Below are 19,702 nucleotides of genomic sequence, written 5' to 3'. Positions count from 1 at the left end.
AGAGCAAGTTTCTTTGTTCTATGTTAAGATGTTGGTGGCTCATTTTGGGTCTGATTTGTTTTTGTTAATGATCAGACAGTACCTGATGAGCCTTTCTTTGTCAACTCTTGAGGTTGATGCGTTTCATTTTTGAATTGGCGTTGTGAGTGTTGTCTTTAGTCCCGATAGTAAATATCTCGCTACGGGCGCAATGGATAGTGATAGTACCGCTCGCCTTTGGGATCTGCAAGGAAATTTGCTCGCCGAATTTAAAGGGCAATCTGTTATTTGGAGTATCGCCTTTAGTCCCGATGGTAAATATCTCGCCACGGGTTCAAGGGATGATACGGCTCGTCTTTGGGATCTTCGGGGCAATATGCTTGTGGAATTCAAGGGGCATGGAGAGGATATCACAAGTGTGGCTTTTAGTCCCGATGGTAAATATCTCGCCACGGGTTCAAGGGATGATACGGCTCGTCTTTGGGACCTTCGAGGCAATTTACTCGCGGAATTCAAGGGGCATCGAGAGGATGTTGAAAGCGTTGCTTTTAGTCCCGATGGCAAATATCTCGCCACAGGGTCACTAGATAGTACCGCTCGTCTTTGGAACCTTCAACACATTTCATACGTGGAATTCCAGGACTTCTCATTCAGGGAATTCAAGGGACATCGGGATGCGATTGCCAGTGTTGCTTTTAGTCCTGACGGCAAGTATCTCGCTACGGGATCATCGGATCGAAGCGCTCGCTTATGGAATCTCCAAGGCAATCTTATCGGGGAATTTAAAGGACATCGGGATGCGATTGCCAGTGTTGCTTTTAGTCCTGACGGCAAGTATCTCGCTACGGGATCATCGGATCGAAGCGCTCGCTTATGGAATCTCCAAGGCAATCTTATCAGGGAATTCAAGGTACATCGGGATGTGATTGACAGTGTGGCTTTTAGTCCGGATAGTAAATATCTCGTCACGGGGTCGTGGGATGACACTGCTCGTCTTCAGGATCTTCAAGGCAATTCCTTGGTGGAATTCAAACATCCAGATGATGTCACGAGTGTCGCTTTGAGTGCCGACGGTAAATATCTTGCCACGGGGTCATGGGACACGATCGCCCGTCTGTGGGATCTGCAAGGGAATTTACTCGTAGAATTCAAGGCACACGAAGGGTCTTTAACAAGCATTGCTTTGAGTTCTGATAGCCAATATCTCGCCACTGGGTCAACCGATGGAACCGCCCGTCTGTGGGATCTGCAAGGAAATTTACTCGTGGAATTCAAAGAACATACGGGAAAAGTCCTCAGTGTTGCCTTTAGTCCCAACGGGAAATATCTCGCCATTGGGGCAGGGGACACACCTGTCCGTATCTGGGATCTTCGAGGCAATTTGCTCGTGGAATTCAAGAATCATCAAGGTTCTTATACCAGTACCAGTATTGCTTTCAGCGCCGATGGCCGATATCTCGCTACGGGTTCAGCGGATAATACGGCTCGCTTGTGGGATCTCAAAGGCAATCTTATCGTCGAATTCAAAGGACATCGGGATAGGGTTTGGAGTGTAGCCTTTAGTCCCGATGGTAAGTATCTCGCTACTGGCTCAAGTGATAACACGGCTCGCTTATGGGATCTCCAAGGCAATATCCTCGCAGAATTCAAAGGACATCAAGAGGATGTCAAAAGTGTAGCGTTTAGTCCCGATGGTAAGTATCTCGCCACTGGTTCAAATGATAAAACCGTCAGACTTTGGCCGATCGAGGATTTAGATGCTTTACTCGTCCGGGGATGTCATTGGCTGAAAGATTATTTTGTCTCCCACCCGCGAGACTTACAAGAACTTCCCGTCTGTCAACAAGCTCTGAAAACTTCTCGCTAACTGCCGATGTTCTCAGCCATACCTTGAAAAAAAATTCACGCTCCTCCTTTTCACGGTCTTAATTATCAACTTTTTTTCCAAACTTTCGATAACTGAACATTTCTTAAAAAAATAAATCCATCAACAGCTATTTTCATAAGAATCTCCCCTACACTGTAATCATCTCAGACAACATCTTCGTCAACTCACTTAGTTTGGAATGAAAAAGTAACCATGAGAACCACATATAACCCCAACATTTTTAACCAACTCAATGAATTCTCCATCGCCCGAGAAAAGTTGGAAAAATGCCAAGACCATCTACTGGAACTTGGAGACGTAATCTGTGCCTATAATTTACATCAAGACGTAGGTGTATCATTACTCCACAAACACTTTGACCTCGAGCCACAGGAGCGTTTGGTCGAGGACTTTGTTGATAATCAGTTTCTTATTCAGCCTCGGATTGAAGCCGATTGTTCGGACGTGACCGCCTACTTATGGAAAGTCGAAGCCGCTCAACAATTAGGAAAATGTAACTATTTTCCCCTCGAATTTGCCCGAGTTAATCATGAGACTCACAATATTAAAGAGGCGGCTGAATCGGTAACTTCTAATCATGAATTTTTAGCTGAAATGGCTACCAAATTATCAGAATTAGGACTGGCGGATATTTTCGGTATCGCCATTATTCACCGGGGTTTAATCAAACTAGCTGAAGGGGAAATCATCGTTGAAACAACAGATGACGCATCCCGTACACTAACTTGTTCCGCCACTGTCCAAGCAAGCATTGACCCGGGCAAATTAACTCAGACTTTATGGACATTTGAGCCAAATAAGCCTGTAAAAGGTGCAACAGCTTGTTACATCCATAATGATTGTAGTCATTGTGTCCGTCATTGTCGCCACTGTATTAACCACTAGCAAGGTTTTTTCTTGAACAGCATAAACCCAAGGATCTTTTTGATATTCTTGTAATAAAATTAATTGGGGTCACTATATAAAAATTGACCCCTGTTTTTTCTATAAAAATTTAGGCTTTTACTCTATGTCTTGGTTATACTTCTCTTTTACGGCCGCATTTTTTGAATCTCTCCGAGATGTTTTTAGCAAAATTATTACCAATAAAGGAAATCAACCTTTAGACGAATATCTCGTGGCATGGTCATTAAGAGCATTTACTCTTATCATTTATCTACCTTGGTTGTTGTTGTCACCCAATCCCATTCCTATCATTGGGCAAGATTTTTGGTGGGCTTTATTGGCAGATGCGACTCTATCAACTATTGGTGGCATTTTGTATATGAGAGCGTTGCGTTATGGGGATCTATCCCTAACTGTCCCTTTAATGGGGTTTTCACCTCTATTTTTAGTGATGACTTCACCTGTGCTTTTACATGAATTTCCTTCAAAAGCACAGTTTTTTTGTATTTTATTAGTCTGCTTAGGGGCTTATTATTTAAACTTGAATCCTAGAGAAAAAAATTATCTTGCACCATTGAAATCCTTAATCACTAACCAGCCTTCTCGATTAATGATAATAGTGGCTTTTCTGTGGGCTTTGACTACGTCTTTTGATAAAATTGGCGCAAAAAATTCATCCCCTTTATTTTTCTCGGCTTCCCTTTATTTTTGTACGGCTCTAATTTCATTCCCGATTGTCGTAATTTTTTCTCCTAATTGGTTGTCTAAATTAAAAGCCAATTTTGCTAAATTAACGTTATTGGCTAGCTTAAAAGCCCTAGATATGTGGTTTCATGTCATGGCGATCGCCTCTACGGTGGCGGCGAATTCAGTGGCGGTGAAACAAAGCAGTTTATTGATGAGTGTGGGGTATGGCTATTTTTTATTTCATGAAAAAAATATCAAACAAAGACTATTTGGTTGTATTATTATACTGGCTGGTGTTTCTCTGTTAAGCATTCTTTAGTAAAATAAGAAAAGGCTCTTCTGGATCAAGGATGATAATCAAAAATTATGGCGAAAGGCTGGCTAAAAAGCGGCAGCGCATATTTTCAAAATCAGGAATCGCGCCTCTAGGAGGGTTAGTGATTCTCCTTCTCCGCTGCCCCACCAGAGTCCTTCCACAGAGTCAACGGTTAGATAATTACTGTGAAAATTATACAACCAATGGATTAACTGAGGGCATGAATACAAAAATAAAGCCTATTAAAAGAATAAGTTATGAATTAAAGCAATCTTGAACATTTTCGACTTAAGCTGTTTGCTGGCTTTAATTCATAACAAAAAGTAAAACACGAAAACCAGAATACCCAAATCTGAATGGCTTATTAATAACTGGAAAAACTGACTCAATAGACAATCTCCTTGTTTACTTTATCACTAAAAAAATATGGCTAAAGGGGATCAAATATACGCCTATCGGGAATTGCTCAATCTTCAGGGTGTTTATGCTCATCATGGCATCGATTGCGGTGATGGTAGCGTCATTCATTACCGAAAACCGAGCGAGATTGTGGAACGAACTTCCCTAGAAACCTTTGCTAGGGGCGGTAAAATCTATGTGGTGCGCCATGTAGAGGTGGGATTTTCCTTTATCCCCGATGTGGTGGTAGAAAGGGCGCTAAGTCGTCTGGGGGAGCAGAAATATAATCTTCTTTTTAACAACTGCGAACATTTTGCCACTTGGTGTAAGACTGGTATTAGCAAAAGTCAACAGATAGAAGAATTTATCCCGATTATTACCCATTTACAAGCGGTGGGACTCTACGAACCTCTGAAAAAATCCCTCATCGGAGCCGACCCCAACAATGCCCAAACCCTATTAAAAGGGGCTTTAAGCAATCTTAAGGTCAGTTGGGATGAAATTCACCCCCAGTACAAAAAAGCCATTCAAGAAGCAGAAACATGGAATCGAGTAGCGATCGAAGCTTTAAGCAGAAATCGCGATGATTTAGCCCGGGAAGCCCTGAAACGCAAGGTAGAAGCCAAAAAACAGGCAAAACGCCATCAGGAACAATTGGATCAAATAGCGGCCATGACCGAAAATGTTCTTAAAAGTCTGGTGATTGCTAACGGTTAGTCTGGATGTCAGTAGGGTTGGCTGAATAAATCTAAAAACCTTGTTGGATAAGGCTTTTAGACTTTTTTCCCTCAAAAAGTGCTGACCATTGGAGTGATCGGGGGTAAAATTCAGGTACTTTTTCCCTGAAAATTAGGTAACTGACTACCTCAAAATCGGTAAAACCCTACACCCCACACCCCACACCCCACACCCTGCCCCCACCAACAAACTTTTTGCCGCAAACCCTATCTAACCCTCTGCCAATTGCCTCGGTTGATTCCTATCCACATCAGGTAATTTTAGTTGCTCGCCATGGAAATCTGGATTATTTTACGTTTTTCAATCGCCGCTGCCATTATTGCTCTAGTTTGCTGGTCTTTAACCAGTGCCGTGCGCGATAGTTGGCAAGTTGCGCGACGGATGCACTCTATCCCTTGCTCCCACTGCCGCTACTTTACCAACGATTATCGCCTCAAATGTAGTGTACAACCCAGGAGCGCCAACACCGAACAAGCGATCGACTGTGGCGATTATTTTCCCGATGCCTAGTTTGCCATAATACCGAAAAGCTTTTCGAGATGGTGCGAAATTTGCTAGTCTAGGCTAAATAGGTCTGAAATAGTATAGAAACGTGGATACAATTATTGGTCGGGGCAAAACAGCCCGTAGAGCTTACGGTATCGATGAAATCGCACTTGTACCCGGAGTGCGAACCCTCGATCCTAGTTTAGCCGATACCCGTTGGTCTCTCGGCAATATCGAGCGGGAAATCCCGATTATCGCCAGCGCTATGGATGGGGTGGTGGATACTAAAATGGCCGTCCTTCTCTCCGAGTTGGGGGCGCTAGGGGTACTAAACCTCGAAGGTATTCAAACCCGTTACGAGGATCCTAACCCGATTCTTGATCGCATTACCGCAGTCGGCAAAGCAGAATTCGTCGGTTTAATGCAGGAACTCTACGCAGAACCGATTAAACCGGAACTAATCGAGCTTCGTATCCAAGAAATTCAAGAAAAAGGCGGTATTGCGGCAGTTAGCCTCACCCCTGCCGGTGCCGTCAAATACGGTGCTATCGTTGCCCAAGCAGCGGCCGATATTCTCTTTGTCCAAGCAACCGTCGTTTCCACTGCCCATTTATCCCCAGAAGCTATCACCCCCCTCGATTTAGTACAATTGTGCCAAGAAATGCCCATTCCCGTGGTTTTGGGCAACTGCGTCACCTACGAAGTCGCCCTTAACCTGATGAAAACTGGGGCAGCCGGGGTTTTAGTCGGTATCGGGCCCGGGGCTGCCTGTACTTCTCGCGGCGTTTTAGGGGTGGGAGTTCCCCAGGCCACTGCTGTGGCCGATTGTGCCGCCGCTAGGGACGATTTTTTCCGAGAAACCGGTAAATACGTCCCCGTTATTGCCGATGGCGGCATTATTACCGGCGGTGATATCTGCAAATGTATCGCCTGTGGCGCCGATGCGGTGATGATTGGTTCTCCCATTGCCCGGTCCGTGGAGGCCCCCGGCCGCGGTTTTCACTGGGGTATGGCCACACCTAGTCCGGTTCTACCCCGGGGAACCAGGATTAGTGTGGGCAGTACGGGAACTATTGCCGAAATCCTCGTAGGACCGGCAAAATTAGATGATGGTACTCATAACCTCCTAGGGGCGCTGAAAACCAGTATGGGGACTTTAGGTGCTAAGAACTTAAAGGAAATGCAACAGGTGGAAGTGGTGATTGCCCCCTCGCTGCTGACGGAGGGTAAAGTCTATCAAAAGGCCCAGCATTTAGGTATGGGTAAATAAAAGTTATCAGTGAACAGTGATCGGTTATCATCAGTGTTAAGTTTTTGATTTGTGCTGGAGATGGGTTTTTTGCTTGGTATGACCATCCCCTTCAGGTTCGGTTCTACCGACTGCCACTATCTCAAAAAACTGTTAAATTGGAAGAACCAAAAGGATAGTTTATAAAAAAATTGAGTTAAGGAGATCAAAGGTGTATAGAGAAAACAATCGCCCTCACAATTTATTCGGTACCGATAGTGAATTTTCCGAGAGTTTGTGGCAGTATGTCCAGACCTTAAGTCCCGAAACAATCGCCCAACTCTCGAAACCAGAATCCCAAGAGGTTTTTCAAGTGATGGAACGCAACATTATCGGACTTTTGGGCAACCTTCCTTCCGAACATTTCGGTGTCACTATCAGTACCAGTCGCGAACATCTGGGCCGGTTATTGGCCTCGGCAATGATGAGTGGTTACTTTCTCCGCAATGCTGAACAGAGAATGAATTTTGAAAAATCCCTCGCTAGTCTCCAGAGCGGTTCCAGCGATTTTTAAAGTTGAGCGGTAGTTAGTTTGAAAGGGAAAAAGAGGCAATCAGATTTTAGTTACAAGATAACTTTGATCTGACTAATAACTGATAACTGATAACTGATTAAAGACAGTTTTGCTGCCAGAGTAGCTCTTTTTCGATTCCTTGTTTTTCTCCGGGGGGTACAGTCCTTTCCCGCATAATATAAAGTTGCAGGGATTTAATCTGTTGATCACTACTGTGCTGCTGATTCCAGTTTTGACAGAGATAATGACCAAACTCTCCATAAACTGACCGACCAATAGCTCGATTAAGATTAATAAAATATTGTCGCCACTGCATGGTTTTATACAAACGATTGCGATCGCTATCCGTGGGTTTATCCCAAATTACCGGCTGTCCTTCTCTAAATAAATCTACCGTGGAACCATCGACTAATTGACTGACTGCCAGAAACCAAGCATCATCCCGGGGCGGACCAGGGGCAAAAATACTCCAATATTGGTCTAAACGGGTAACTCTTGCGAGAATATCAATTGTATTAAAAGTACGACGGGTGAGCAAGCGATCGAGGGATTGAACTAAAGGTGTATTTAAATCACCCCTATCGACCGATTGCCGGACAAAACTGCGTAAATTCCAGATACTGGTCAACAATAAGAAGAAAATTACCAAAATATTTAAGGGTAAAGAGGATTTAATCGTCAGGGGACAAAACTTGAGAGGTTTAGTGAAATTGCCCATAAAACGACGATGGGAGGCAATCCACTCATAAATTCTCGTTCCTAGGGTCATGAGGGGCGGTAAACGCAAAATTGGGGCTAAAAACCAGAAAATCGGCGAAAGACTGACAATATAAACCAATGCTGACCATTTAAACCAGCGTTTTCCCTGCCAATCTTCCACTACCCAAGAATTTTGGGCCACCATATCCTCGTATATTGAGGGGTTATCTTGCGCGACTAACAGGGGAGTGCCGGGTAAAATGAGAAAAGTGCGGAGAAGATGAACAACTTTTTTGCAAAATCCACAATCTCGATCGTAATTAATCCTTAAACCTTCTCTTTCTGGGGTTATCATCCGTTTTTGTCCCCAATCCCAGACAAGACTAGGTATGATCGGCAACCAATGGGTGACACTCAAAAACGGGAAAATTCCCAGATGAAAACTGAGAGCAAAACCGATATGTAAAAGAATAAACGAGAGAATAGCGACTATTTTAAAGAAACTATTGCGAAAGGGAATAAAAATTAGCAGTGGACCCACCCATTCAAAGATTAACGCTGAAAAGGTCAGGATTTTTAGTAATTGTTGCGGTAAAGATAGTAAGAAACCAGCAAAAGCAGTACCGTATTGATCGTAACTGAGAGAGTAATAAACGGCCGTACCATCGGGCCACCAAGTCTCACTTTTGGTTTTAAAGGCCGCTGACCACATATAGATGTAACACACCTGTATCATAAAAGCCACCGTGGCAGCCGAAACTACGCGCTTGGGTAAGGGGTTGGGATTGGTGTTTAAGGCACTTTCCACGGAATAACAGGCACCCAGGGGTAAAAACATCGCCCAGAATAATACTGCCCGGATTACGTCATCGGCGGCAAATAGTAACAGGGGGTTGCGATGATGTAAAGAGACGATTAGCGCCCAAGTGGCGATCGTGGCTAAACGGGTATGATAGCCAATTAAGAGCAATAATGCGATCGCTATAGCGACAATAAACAGGATACTCTGCACCAGCACCGAGTCACTGAGAGCAAAAATAGACCAGTAAAAAGGACTAGCAGAGACTTTTGATAAGCTTCCTAGAGGTAAAACCCCTAATTCGCTGTAATGGGCAGTTACTTGGCTAAAACGAACTGATAAATCGACTAAAACCACTAACGCCAAGGCAATGCGAAATAAAGCCAGCGATCGCAGGTCAAACCCGAAAATCTCTGCTAGTCTTTGTCTAAATGATTTTGCCATTATCGCCATAGGATGATGATTCCCTCCACTTTTTCAATAAACCTACTTTATAGCAAGTAAAAAGGCCAAAGGCAAAAGAAAGCTGTATTCTCCGAGTCAGTATTCAGGAGATTATTTTTATTTATTCTTCTCTCCCATCTCCCATCTCCCTCATAGGTATAGGTTTTTTACATTAGAACTCTTGCGAATTAATTATATGTCATAATTATAGGTTAACTAATTTTTTTTTGGAAAATTAGTTAGTACATTTCTTCTGAATGAAAACCTGAAGTTTTGCTTTTAACTCAAAACTCTTTAGATATGCTTTAATTTGGTTGTCAAAACCTCTTTATTTAAGCATCACAAACTTTATCAATTATAAAAATTGAGAATAAATTCTCCTTGACTTGATTAATGTTTGGCAACTTTTAAGAAGCTGCTACACCTAACTCACACTTACAAACAGCCGCCAACAGGTTAGGGACTTGCGCTTTGATAATGTACCTTTTGGGCGAACGCAGTTCGCCCCTACATTGTGAACAAAATCCGTCACTGAGTTAAAAAGGAAAATTGAGGTAGAATAAATGAGTGTTATCCTGTTAGAATCGAAACTACAGCATCGATCAAGGAGTGAAACAAATATGCCGGCGGGCTATGAAGAAAATCCAAGAATGCCCCTAGATAAAGTTATTTTTGTTATTGCTTGCATCTATCTAGGTTGGGTGGTGGCATGGCTAATCAGTCAAAAAAATGCCCCCATCTCTCAAAATGGCACGATTTCCCAGGAAGATAAAAAATTTATTGCCTATCTGCAATCATCCCTTGCTATTATTGATCGCCAAAGTCAAACTTTATCCCCCGATCCCAATCCTGCTGCCAAAAATAACCCTTCTCCAGTAGTGCCAGTTCTACCAGCACCACCCGCTAATTTACCGGTTAATAATACTCCCCAGATCATAGAAAGAATTTACGTTCCTGTTTATCCCCAAACCCCTGAAACTACTGCCAAACTTGTCCCAGTTACACCCTCAAATACCGACATTGCTGCACCACCATTACCGGCTGCCCCCGAGGTGAAACCGCCGGTGGCAGCGGTTATTCCTACCAATAATCAGGTGAAAAATACCCTGGTGGGGGTGATGGATTTAGGCGATCAATCTACAGCTTTATTTGATAATAAGGGCATAACTACCCGTATTTCTCCGGGGGAATTTGTCAACGGTTGGACTTTAGTGGAAGTTGGCAATCAACAGGTTATTTTGTCTCGCAATGGCCAAACAAAAGTCCTAGAAGTGGGACAATCTTTTTAGGTTAAACGACGGATAAATTCCAAGGGTAAACCGTCTGTATCGGCAATAAAGGTGACTTCATAGACATGATCGCCGATCATCTGTTGTTGGGGGGGCAAAAGAATATTTAAAGGTTGATATAAATTGGCATCCTCTTGATGGGCTTGCTGAAAGTTATTTGTTAATTTTTCTAACCATTCTGGTAAATTGCTGACATTTTCTGTTAGGTCAAAAGACAAGTGATAATAACCCACATAATGCTGATCACCAAAGGCATCGGGTGCGGGTTTCGGTTGGGGAATTTGGATTAATTCGATGCGTCCGTTTAACCCGATGAGCCAACAGGCCAAAGTATAACCCGTGGTGAATCTTTCCTCTAGGGTAAAACCGAGAAGTTGATAAAAAGCGATCGCCCGATGGATATTAGCCGTCCGAATAGAAGCATGGTGCATTTTCAGTGATCAGTAATCAGTCAAAAAGACGAAAATAGGGATAGCGTTTGGGAACCCCCGGTTCTTTTTCCAGATCAAAGTTAATTACATCCCAACAGGGTTCATCGGGGGCATCGGGACTAAATTCTACTGGTAAACCGTAGAGACGGGGAATAGCGGCTTCACCCGGTTCATTACCGCGCCAAGTGGTGTTACGTTCTAGGTAGGAACTAACTAAATCCCGATAACGGTTGGCAATAATTACTTTAGTCGCTTTAAATCCTTGGGTATAGAGGCGATCGAGTGCTTCGTGAATCTCAAAACGAATACCATCCGGGTGAGTGTGTTGACGATACCACTCACCATTCCAGAGTCGCCAATGCCGTCCTGACTGCAAGTGAACCAACTCACCCGTTTTGGGATCGGCTTCAAAAGCCCCATGGCGCGGACACAAATAGGTATCCGTCAAAGTGAGGGCGGGGATTAGCTGCCGACAGTGAGGACAATGGATATCGGGGCCAAAAACAGGGTATTGTAAACTTGCATTGATCATGGAAGAACCTAAACTAAAAATTGTTATCTTTTTACCAATAATCCTATATATATTATACCCAACCAAATTGGACGGGTATTCTCTTTCGACTTTAGTGCAGATCCTCCCATGTCTTTAGATAACTTAAGATCAACTTCTAATTTCTGGCCGATTGTCGATGTCAGTCAAGCGGCTTTTATCGCCCCTAATGCCACGGTAATAGGCGATATTTCCCTAGCTGTGGGGGTGAGTGTTTGGTATGGGGCGGTATTGCGTGCCGATGTGGAACGCATCGAAATTGGGTCCTATACTAATATCCAAGATGGGGCGATCCTACACGGAGATCCAGGCAAAATTACTATCCTTGAAGATTACGTTACCATCGGGCATCGGGCGGTAATTCACGCAGCCCATATTGAACGCGGTTGTTTAATCGGCATTGGGGCAGTGATTCTCGATGGTGTGCGCGTCGGGGCGGGTAGTATTGTCGGGGCGGGTAGTATTGTGACAAAAGATATACCACCGCGATCTTTAGTGGTGGGTATTCCCGCTAAACGCGTCCGGGAAGTGTCGTCACAGGAGGCTCAAGAGTTGATTGAACACGCCGAGCGTTATGCTAAACTTGCCCTCGTTCATGGGGGAAAAGGTACTGATACCGGATTCCCAAAAGGGGCGGTTTAGGGTATAAATATAAAATGAGAATCAAGTAACAATCTTTTAAGCACTGACCGAGGAGAAGGAAATCTATGGACTGGAGAGTGTTAATCGTTTTAACCCCTTTGCTTATTGCTGGTGGCTGGGCTTTCTTCAATATCGGCGCTGCCGCTATTAGACAAGCTCAACAGTTTCTCAGCAAACAAAGTTAATAAAAGTTTATAATTTTTAGTAAAACCGATCCCCTAGGCGATCGGTTTTTAATTTTTTCTTATCCAGCGATCGCTGATTGGGGTGTAGGGTGTAGGGTGTAGGGTGTAGGGTGTAGGGTGTGGGGTGTAGGGTGTGGGGGGAATAAATAAAAATAATCTCCTGAATCCTGAATCCTGACTCCTGAATCCTGTCTCCTGAATCCTGGCTCCTAACCCCACCAATATACCTTTTCAGCAATCTCTACCTAACCATGAAATCTAACTATCAAAATCTCATTGAAGAACTTGCCCATCTGGAAATTATCACCGATCCGGGGCAAGTGGCGAAACTTTCCTTAGATTATTATCATTTTAGTCCCATTTTAGAGGCACAACTGCAAGATAAACGGGCTGATTTAGTCATTCGTCCCCACAATAGCCAAGAAGTTATTGACATCGCTAAAACCTGCGTTAAATACCAAATTCCTTTAACAGTTAGAGGTGCGGGTACAGGTAATTATGGTCAATGTGTTCCCTTGCAGGGAGGAGTAATTTTAGACACAACCAAACTAACAAAAATTATCTCGATCGAACCGGGTACAGCACGGGTAGAAGCGGGGGTAAAAATGGCATTTTTTGATAAACAAGCTCGCGCAATTGGTTGGGAATTAAGAATGGCTCCCTCTACCTATCGGACGGCGACAATTGGCGGTTTTATCGGGGGTGGCAGTGTGGGCATGGGTTCGATTAATTATGGACAATTGAAGGATAGAGGCAATCTGCAAGCAGTGCAATTAGTCACCCTAGAAGCGGAACCAAAAATTATCGAACTACGGGGGGATGAAGTAGAAAAAGTCAATCATGCCTACGGAACCAATGGCATTATTACCGAGTTAGAAATAGCCCTCGCTCCCTGTTATCCTTGGGCAGAATTTATCGTTACTTTTGCCGATTTTATCACCGCCGCTAAATTCGGTCAAGCTCTTAGTGATAGTGATGGCATTGTCAAGAAAATGGTTAGTGTGCACTCCTGGCCAATTCCCGCTTATTTTATCGCTCTTAAGGATTATTTACCCACAGGAAAAGCGGCAGTTTTGTTAATAGTATCGGACAGCGATCGAGTCGCATTAGAATCTTTAATTAAAGAATATAATGGTGAACTTACCTACTATAAAACGCCAGAAGAAACCCAAAAAGGCAACAGTATCTTAGAATTTACTTGGAATCATACCACTCTCCATGCGCGTAGTTGTAACCCCAAAATAACTTATCTACAGGCTTTTTATTTTAATCTAGCCACGGTGGAGAAACTCTATAATTATTTTGGGGAGGAAATAATGATGCACCTAGAATTTTTGAGATTTCAAGGTAAAGTTATTCCCGCCGGTCTTCCCTTGCTAGAATTTACCACAGAAACTCGATTAAATGAGATTATTGCTATCTATGAACAACAGGGGGCAGCCATTGCCAATCCTCACACTTATATCATGGAAGATGGCGGCAGCAGACAGATTAATCCCCTGCAACTAGAATTTAAACAACTCGTCGATCCCTACGGATTGAACAATCCGGGTAAAATGCGAGCATGGGTTGAAGCAAGGGGGTAGGGATTCGATTCAGGCTAAATTAAACAAGATAAGTAGGTAGGCGTTAAAAATTATCAGATGCCCCCCTTATCAAGGGGGGATTAAGGGGGGATCGAACCTAAAACACTAACCGGTGAAAAGGGAGTGGGGAAAACAAAACTCTCCGCTGCCCCTTGCCTATTCCCGGACTTGCCCCGATCCGATACAATTAAACGGTTGTCTTGGAAGAATTAATAGTGATCGAGCGTTATACTCTCCCCGCAATGGGGAATTTGTGGACGGATAGATATAAATATCAAACATGGCTAGAGGTAGAGATAGCCGTCTGTGAAGCGCAGGCAGAATTAGGCTATATTCCGGGGGATGCAGTAGAAGAAATTAAGGCAAAAGCTAATTTTGATCCTGATCGCATTTTAGAAATAGAAGCAGAAGTGCGCCACGATGTCATCGCCTTTTTAACAAATGTTAACGAATATGTGGGCGAGCCGGGGCGTTATATTCATTTGGGTTTAACCAGTTCTGATGTATTAGATACCGCTCTGTCCTTACAATTAGTCGCCAGTTTAAACCTGATTCTAGAACAATTAGAAGATTTTATTCAAGCCCTGCGCTATCGCGCCCAAGAACACCGTTATACAGTCATGGTGGGACGTTCCCACGGCATTCACGCCGAACCGATCACCTTTGGCTTTAAACTAGCGGGATGGTTAGCGGAAGTGCTGCGAGGACGCGATCGTTTAATTCGCTTGCGCCAAGACATCGCCATCGGTAAAATATCCGGTGCAGTGGGAACCTATGCCAATATTGATCCCAAAATTGAGGCGTTAACCTGTCAGAAGTTAGGATTAGAACCGGATACCGCTTCCACTCAAGTTATCTCCCGCGATCGACACGCCGATTATGTGCAACAATTAGCCTTATTAGCGGCTTCGATCGAACGTTTTGCCGTGGAGATTCGCAACCTGCAAAGAACCGATGTCCTAGAAGTGGAAGAATACTTTTCCAAAGGACAAAAAGGCTCCTCCGCTATGCCCCATAAACGTAATCCCATCCGTTCAGAACGCTTAACGGGAATGGCGAGAATTATCCGTAGTCATACCGTTTCCGCTTTAGAAAATATCGCCCTCTGGCACGAAAGAGATATTTCCCATAGTTCCGTAGAACGGGTGATGCTGCCGGATGTTTGCATTTTGACCCACTTTATGCTCAAGGAAATCACCGATTTAGTCAAAAATCTGCTGGTGTATCCCGAAAACATGAAGCGAAATATGAATGTCTATGGTGGCGTGATTTTCAGTCAAAGAGTTCTTTTAACTTTAGTGAGTAAGGGAATTAGCCGGGAATCTGCCTATAAAATCGTCCAAGAAAACGCCCATCGCGCTTGGAACACCGATAACGGCAATTTTAAAGCTTTTATCAGCCAAGATGAGCGAGTTACTGGCATTTTATCCCCCGACGAGATCGAAAGTTGCTTTGATCCCCAGCAGCACCTAAATCATCTTAATAGCATCTACCAAAGGTTAGATATTTAGGGAGCGAATTAGGGAATAGGGAAGCGGGGGTGATCGAGCAATCCCCAGATTTTGTCGGGTGCGTTTCTTGCTGCGACGACAGGGAACGCACCTTACCGATTATGATACAATCGCGGCATATACTTCTCGCTTGCGACAACCGCGATGAATGTTTTCTGGCGCTATTTCCCCTTGGCATTTGTTGTTATGCTTTCTAATGGTTTCACCCCACAACAAGGGCGAACGGAATCACCCAAAGTTACCTGTCAAATAGAAAGCTATCCCTCCACAAAGCAAAAAGTTCCCACGACAATGATCCAGAACGGAACGGCGAATTTAGTACCATTTATTTATTGGGTGGAGGAAGTTGCGGGGGAAAAGCCACTAGAGCGGTGCAAGGAAGTTTCTGAGATTATTCAAGCAAGATATGACGATAAAACCTGGAGTCGTTCTTTTTTACGGACGGGAAAATCGAGTGATAATTATCCGATCATTTGTTTTGTCAAGGAACCCAAAGATAAAGCTTGCGATACCGAAAGAGAACTTATCGTTAAATTAAAGCGAGGGGAAAACGCGGAAAGAGTTTTAGATAAGATGTTAGCACTTCGCTATCGGACGGATTTAAAATTAACGGGAGAGTTTCGTTTTTATTATGGGGAGACTCACCGAGAAGTTTATATTCATGTCAAGAAGTTTATCGAAGAAGTGGAGCGATCGAGGACTGAAAGACAATGATAAAAAGATGGTTCGCTTGGTTGGGTATTGTCTCGATATTGATACCTTTTCCTGTGGCGATCGCTCAGTTGGATCAATCACAATTAAAGGAGATTACCGTCAGAATTGATGTAGAAGGAAGCTATAAAGAGGATGGGGGTTCTGGGGTAATCGTTCGCCAGCAAGGACAATTCTACACGATTCTAACAGCATATCATGTGGTGCAAGAAAAGAGAAACTATAAAGTTTTAATTTTTAATCCTTCTAATCAGCAAATAATCGGTAGCCACATCATTAATGAGAAAAATATTAAGCAAATTGACGATTACGATCTAGCGGAGATTACCATACAAAGTTCTGCTAAATATCGAACGGCGAATATAGGAGATAGCCAGCAATTACAACCCACCGATGATTTAACCGTTTCTGGCTATCCGCTTCCTTCCTCTAAGATTACAAAAAGACTATCTACTCCTACCCTTAACCTGGGTAAATTTAATGATAAATTACCTCCTGATGCTCTACTAAAAGGGAAAAAGGGGGCAACGCTGAAGATGGATGTAACAACGGAAGTCGGAATGAGTGGCGGCGCGGTTGTTAATAAAAATGGTGAATTAGTCGGAATATTAGTCGAAGCAGATAAAGACGCTTCTGGGAATAAATCATCATCTTTAGCGATTCCTATTGATTTATATCCTCAGTGGCAAGCGATTCGGAATTCTCAAAGATTATCTTCCCATCTTCCCTCTCCCAATCAAACTTTGGAGCAATTACTAGCAGCTAAAAAATGGGGACAAGCGAATGATAAAACTTGGGAGATTTTACTAAAAGAAGGTGATGCGGATCAGTCAGGTGATTTAGATAGTTTTGAGGTGAAGAATTTAGAATGTTCCACATTAAAATATCTAGATGTAAAGTGGCAACAAGCCTCTGGTGGAGAATACGGTTTCAAAGTACAAAGAGGCATTTACAGCGCGTATCACAGTGAATATAATAGAGACAACCCGGAGTCGAACATCGATAAATATACAGCATTTGCTCAGAAGGTAGGATGGTTTAACAATATCCAAGAAATATCAAAAGATCTTTCTCCCAATAGCCTATACTCTCGAAAAAAAACTAATCGAGGTTTTTATCCGATTTGGTTTGTATATGGCGAGAAAATAGAAAAAATTCCTTTCGGTTTGCCCGTACCCATCTATAATAATTATAATGAGTTAGATGACTTATATAAATATCGAGAGCCTTGGCAAAGCGAGGGAACTAGCTTGTATGGTCGGTTATTGGATTGTTTATAATAATTGTTAAAGATAAACTTTCAACACCTAACTCCAAAGCTTCAGCAATTTAAGGCGTTAATCAAAAGATAACTCTCTTTGATTGGCTATACAATCTTGAAATTTTGAACTTTGATCAAAAGCTGAATCCTCACGATTACAGGCGTTTATCTAGGTAATTTAATATTTTTGAATTTTAGATATGAATCGGATCGATTAAAAACGGTAAAACTAATCTCAAGCGTATCAAACTCGTTTACCTGAGAAGAAACATTATTAAAAGTTAGAGTTACTTTGACAGGTGTTCCTTGAGGAAATCTCAAATACAATCCATTTACATCTTCTTGATTACCAATCTTTATTTTAGCGCAGGGATAAACAGTGCCAGATGTATCAAATAATCGAGTAACGTTGTCCTCTTGACATTGCACATAAGCACCATAATCTTTCTTACTTCTAACCGCCACCGAACATTGCACGCTTGGACCAGTACGTTTACAACCTTGAAGAGTTCCCTCAAATCTTTCATCCTCATTAACATTGGCTTGTGCCAGTAGTTGTGTGTCCCTACGGCTATTGATTCCGTCGTTGACTTGGCTTTCTCTTACCCCTGTCATTCTCTGAGATGCCGACACGCTAACCCCCGAAACCAATAAAGCCAAAGCGAGTAAACCAAAAGCCGATGTTCTGTAAACCATATCAGGTGACTCCTCAGACAATAAAGAAAACCGAATGATGCTATTATAGCCGAGATCGTAGCACAGATCATTATATTTGAAGCATTGTCCAGTAAATCCTATTATTTTGATGATAATTTAATCAATTTATAGAGAAGAAATAGATTGATAGGGAATGATTTCTTCTAGCCTATTGCCTAGATTTTCTCTGGCTACATCCAATTCATAAGCCTTTTGTAAATTCATCCACAATTCTACACCAGTATTAAAGAAACCTCCTAATTTTAAAGCAATATCTCCCGTGAGATTCGCGTCTTTTTGTAGGATGTGATAGAGAGTTTCTGGCGAAACATAAATTTTTTGGGCAAGCTGAGAGATAGTAATATCAATTTCTTCTAATTCATCCGCGAGAATTTCACCGGGGTGAATGGAGCTTTTCCAATTATTCATCATAAACCTCACTTAATGATAATCAACAATTTCAACTTGACAGGGTTTCTGTGTCTTGACAGCGAAAACTTTTAATCATAGACTATTTCGCTTCTTTAACCGAATCTAACTCTAAAGAGTTGATTATCTCTCTCGCTTCCTTTTCATACTTGTCAAAGTCTTGGGTACTGGCTTCATAACGAATCGTATATTGTTTTTTACTGTATAAAAAACCAATATCTTTTCGTTTAATATTGTCTGCATCATAAACTAATTCGTAGGCTGAATTAACCTTGAATTGAAATTTTTTATTACCTCTAAAATAAGTATTTTTCTTGTTATCTATAAATAATTGTGCTTGTTCTTTTTCTTTCTGGTAAAATTTTTGCAAAGTAATATCGTTCTCATAAAGCTCTTCGACAATCAAGCGTATTTTAGGAGAATTGCTTTCATTACTAACAAAAGACTTGGGGATGATGGTAGCATCAGGAACATTAGGAATTGCAACAGATTGACATCCAAGTTGTTGCCAATTCTGCGGGATTTGAACAGTGATCCCCTCGCAAGAGAAGGAAACAGGTTTTGGGAATAAAATAGTTAGCCAGAGTTGAACTTTATCGGGATTAGTGATAAAAGTAACTATAACCGAACTCGATGCAGTCACGATCGCTATCAGTAAACTTTTTTGCCCGAATTCCATTAGCCATGAAAGGATCGTGTTTTTTTTCTCTGATTCGGTAGAATTTACAGAGGGTTGTTCGGATGGATGACTTTTTTTCTGATTGTTTGTCCAGAAAGATAATAGTTGACCGATCCTTGTAATGATCGATTGTTTTGATTTTGTCTCTGGTGTGGTAGAATTTACAGAGGGCTGTTCGGATTGATGACTTTTTTTCTGATTGTTTTTCCTAGAAAAGGGTAGTTTAGGCATCATTGGTTGACGATGGTTGTTGATGGCATACAGCAGTTACCTTATTCCTCTGGTACAGCCAACTCCTTATTGGGTAAGCTTTTCGGTCTAGGGAATTTACCAGAACAAACATGAATCCGCCGTAACGATATTATAACTACCGATCAATTCCTGAGAGATTTTGTCGGGTGCGTTACCTGCCGCAAGGAGGGAGAACGCACCTTACCGATCGATTCCTGAGAGTATAGGGTCTTAGTCTAACAAAGCCCATAGACAACAGCTTATCTGGCTGACGGCCGACGGCTGACGACCGGCGGCTAAAAATTAACATTGCAAGAAAACTTAACAATTGGCCAAGAAACTCGATCGAGTAGGTAGAATAACAAGTAAATCATTTTGT

The 19,702-nt window shown here is 42.5% G+C and carries 20 protein-coding genes and 1 pseudogene; 15 read left to right on the top strand and 6 right to left on the bottom strand.

What is annotated here, in order from left to right; all coding sequences use genetic code 11:
• Nucleotides 1–142 precede the first annotated feature (142 nt).
• The 8 genes and pseudogenes from IM507_RS20620 (at nucleotide 143) to IM507_RS20585 (ending at nucleotide 7,180) form a co-directional block, all read left to right on the top strand.
• The gene (locus tag IM507_RS20620; RefSeq protein WP_287637642.1) at nucleotides 143–1,846 is read left to right on the top strand and encodes a WD40 repeat domain-containing protein; all 1,704 of its coding nucleotides are present in this window, start codon (nucleotides 143–145) and stop codon (nucleotides 1,844–1,846) included.
• Between the two features lie 213 nt (nucleotides 1,847–2,059).
• Complete coding sequence (locus IM507_RS20615) at nucleotides 2,060–2,752, top strand: glycerol-3-phosphate ABC transporter substrate-binding protein (protein ID WP_123230599.1); 693 nt, start codon at nucleotides 2,060–2,062, stop codon at nucleotides 2,750–2,752.
• 124 nt (nucleotides 2,753–2,876) lie between these two features.
• The gene (locus IM507_RS20610) at nucleotides 2,877–3,758 is read left to right on the top strand and encodes a DMT family transporter (RefSeq protein WP_123230598.1); all 882 of its coding nucleotides are present in this window, start codon (nucleotides 2,877–2,879) and stop codon (nucleotides 3,756–3,758) included.
• A 163-nt stretch (nucleotides 3,759–3,921) separates the two neighbouring features.
• Nucleotides 3,922–4,072 (top strand): annotated as a pseudogene (locus IM507_RS20605) (transposase); the annotation flags it as partial.
• Nucleotides 4,073–4,181: 109 nt separating this feature from the next.
• A complete protein-coding gene (locus IM507_RS20600) occupies nucleotides 4,182–4,871 on the top strand; it encodes a lecithin retinol acyltransferase family protein (protein WP_002753095.1) in 690 nt (229 codons plus the stop codon).
• A gap of 294 nt (nucleotides 4,872–5,165) precedes the next feature.
• A complete protein-coding gene (locus tag IM507_RS20595) occupies nucleotides 5,166–5,402 on the top strand; it encodes a hypothetical protein (protein ID WP_016514875.1) in 237 nt (78 codons plus the stop codon).
• Between the two features lie 82 nt (nucleotides 5,403–5,484).
• Entirely contained in the window at nucleotides 5,485–6,648 is a 1,164-nt protein-coding gene (locus tag IM507_RS20590) for a GuaB3 family IMP dehydrogenase-related protein (protein ID WP_002736752.1), read from the top strand.
• 190 nt (nucleotides 6,649–6,838) lie between these two features.
• Nucleotides 6,839–7,180 (top strand): DUF760 domain-containing protein, encoded by a 342-nt coding sequence (locus IM507_RS20585; RefSeq protein ID WP_002735288.1) that lies wholly within the window; start codon nucleotides 6,839–6,841, stop codon nucleotides 7,178–7,180.
• A 97-nt stretch (nucleotides 7,181–7,277) separates the two neighbouring features.
• On the opposite strand, the gene IM507_RS20580 is transcribed toward IM507_RS20585, so the two are convergent.
• Nucleotides 7,278–9,131, bottom strand: coding sequence for a DCC1-like thiol-disulfide oxidoreductase family protein (locus IM507_RS20580; protein WP_002737154.1), 1,854 nt, complete (start codon nucleotides 9,129–9,131; stop codon nucleotides 7,278–7,280).
• 611 nt (nucleotides 9,132–9,742) lie between these two features.
• On the opposite strand from IM507_RS20580, the gene IM507_RS20575 reads away from it, so the two are divergent.
• Entirely contained in the window at nucleotides 9,743–10,411 is a 669-nt protein-coding gene (locus IM507_RS20575) for a hypothetical protein (RefSeq protein WP_287637645.1), read from the top strand.
• Here the strand turns inward: IM507_RS20575 and IM507_RS20570 are convergent.
• Together IM507_RS20570 and IM507_RS20565 are read right to left on the bottom strand one after the other, a co-directional pair.
• On the bottom strand, nucleotides 10,408–10,842 hold the full coding sequence (locus tag IM507_RS20570) for a VOC family protein (protein ID WP_002736212.1): 435 nt from the start codon (nucleotides 10,840–10,842) through the stop codon (nucleotides 10,408–10,410). The genes IM507_RS20575 and IM507_RS20570 overlap by 4 nt on opposite strands.
• Nucleotides 10,843–10,858: 16 nt before the next feature.
• A complete protein-coding gene (locus IM507_RS20565) occupies nucleotides 10,859–11,374 on the bottom strand; it encodes a TIGR02652 family protein (protein WP_002737231.1) in 516 nt (171 codons plus the stop codon).
• A gap of 108 nt (nucleotides 11,375–11,482) precedes the next feature.
• Here IM507_RS20565 and IM507_RS20560 point away from each other — a divergent pair, with 108 nt between their 5' ends.
• The 6 genes from IM507_RS20560 (at nucleotide 11,483) to IM507_RS20535 (ending at nucleotide 17,307) form a co-directional block, all read left to right on the top strand.
• Nucleotides 11,483–12,034 (top strand): gamma carbonic anhydrase family protein, encoded by a 552-nt coding sequence (locus IM507_RS20560; protein ID WP_002753087.1) that lies wholly within the window; start codon nucleotides 11,483–11,485, stop codon nucleotides 12,032–12,034.
• Between the two features lie 65 nt (nucleotides 12,035–12,099).
• Nucleotides 12,100–12,219 (top strand): photosystem II protein Y, encoded by a 120-nt coding sequence (locus IM507_RS20555; RefSeq protein WP_002737284.1) that lies wholly within the window; start codon nucleotides 12,100–12,102, stop codon nucleotides 12,217–12,219.
• A gap of 251 nt (nucleotides 12,220–12,470) precedes the next feature.
• Complete coding sequence (locus IM507_RS20550) at nucleotides 12,471–13,805, top strand: FAD-binding oxidoreductase (protein WP_287637641.1); 1,335 nt, start codon at nucleotides 12,471–12,473, stop codon at nucleotides 13,803–13,805.
• Nucleotides 13,806–14,020: 215 nt separating this feature from the next.
• Complete coding sequence (gene purB / locus IM507_RS20545) at nucleotides 14,021–15,316, top strand: adenylosuccinate lyase (protein ID WP_110579627.1); 1,296 nt, start codon at nucleotides 14,021–14,023, stop codon at nucleotides 15,314–15,316.
• 144 nt (nucleotides 15,317–15,460) lie between these two features.
• Nucleotides 15,461–16,030: a COP23 domain-containing protein gene (locus IM507_RS20540; RefSeq protein ID WP_002792967.1), complete on the top strand. Its 570-nt coding sequence runs from the start codon at nucleotides 15,461–15,463 to the stop codon at nucleotides 16,028–16,030.
• The gene (locus tag IM507_RS20535; protein WP_287637639.1) at nucleotides 16,027–17,307 is read left to right on the top strand and encodes a trypsin-like peptidase domain-containing protein; all 1,281 of its coding nucleotides are present in this window, start codon (nucleotides 16,027–16,029) and stop codon (nucleotides 17,305–17,307) included. Before IM507_RS20540 ends, IM507_RS20535 begins: the two co-directional genes overlap by 4 nt.
• Nucleotides 17,308–17,453: 146 nt before the next feature.
• Here the strand turns inward: IM507_RS20535 and IM507_RS20530 are convergent, their stop codons facing one another.
• The 3 genes from IM507_RS20530 to IM507_RS20520 form a co-directional block, all read right to left on the bottom strand.
• Nucleotides 17,454–17,984: a hypothetical protein gene (locus tag IM507_RS20530; protein ID WP_287637638.1), complete on the bottom strand. Its 531-nt coding sequence runs from the start codon at nucleotides 17,982–17,984 to the stop codon at nucleotides 17,454–17,456.
• A gap of 126 nt (nucleotides 17,985–18,110) precedes the next feature.
• Nucleotides 18,111–18,413 carry a HigA family addiction module antitoxin gene (locus tag IM507_RS20525; RefSeq protein WP_287637637.1) on the bottom strand — a complete coding sequence of 101 codons (303 nt, stop codon included), beginning with the start codon at nucleotides 18,411–18,413 and terminating at the stop codon, nucleotides 18,111–18,113.
• 82 nt (nucleotides 18,414–18,495) lie between these two features.
• Complete coding sequence (locus IM507_RS20520; RefSeq protein WP_287637636.1) at nucleotides 18,496–19,323, bottom strand: hypothetical protein; 828 nt, start codon at nucleotides 19,321–19,323, stop codon at nucleotides 18,496–18,498.
• Between the last annotated feature and the right edge of the window lie 379 nt (nucleotides 19,324–19,702).

It is taken from the genome of Microcystis sp. M20BS1 (assembly GCF_020245305.1).
Lineage (GTDB): Bacteria > Cyanobacteriota > Cyanobacteriia > Cyanobacteriales > Microcystaceae > Microcystis > Microcystis ichthyoblabe_A.
The sequence above is the reverse complement of the archived record's forward strand: the minus strand, read 5'-3'. Positions and strand labels throughout refer to the sequence as shown.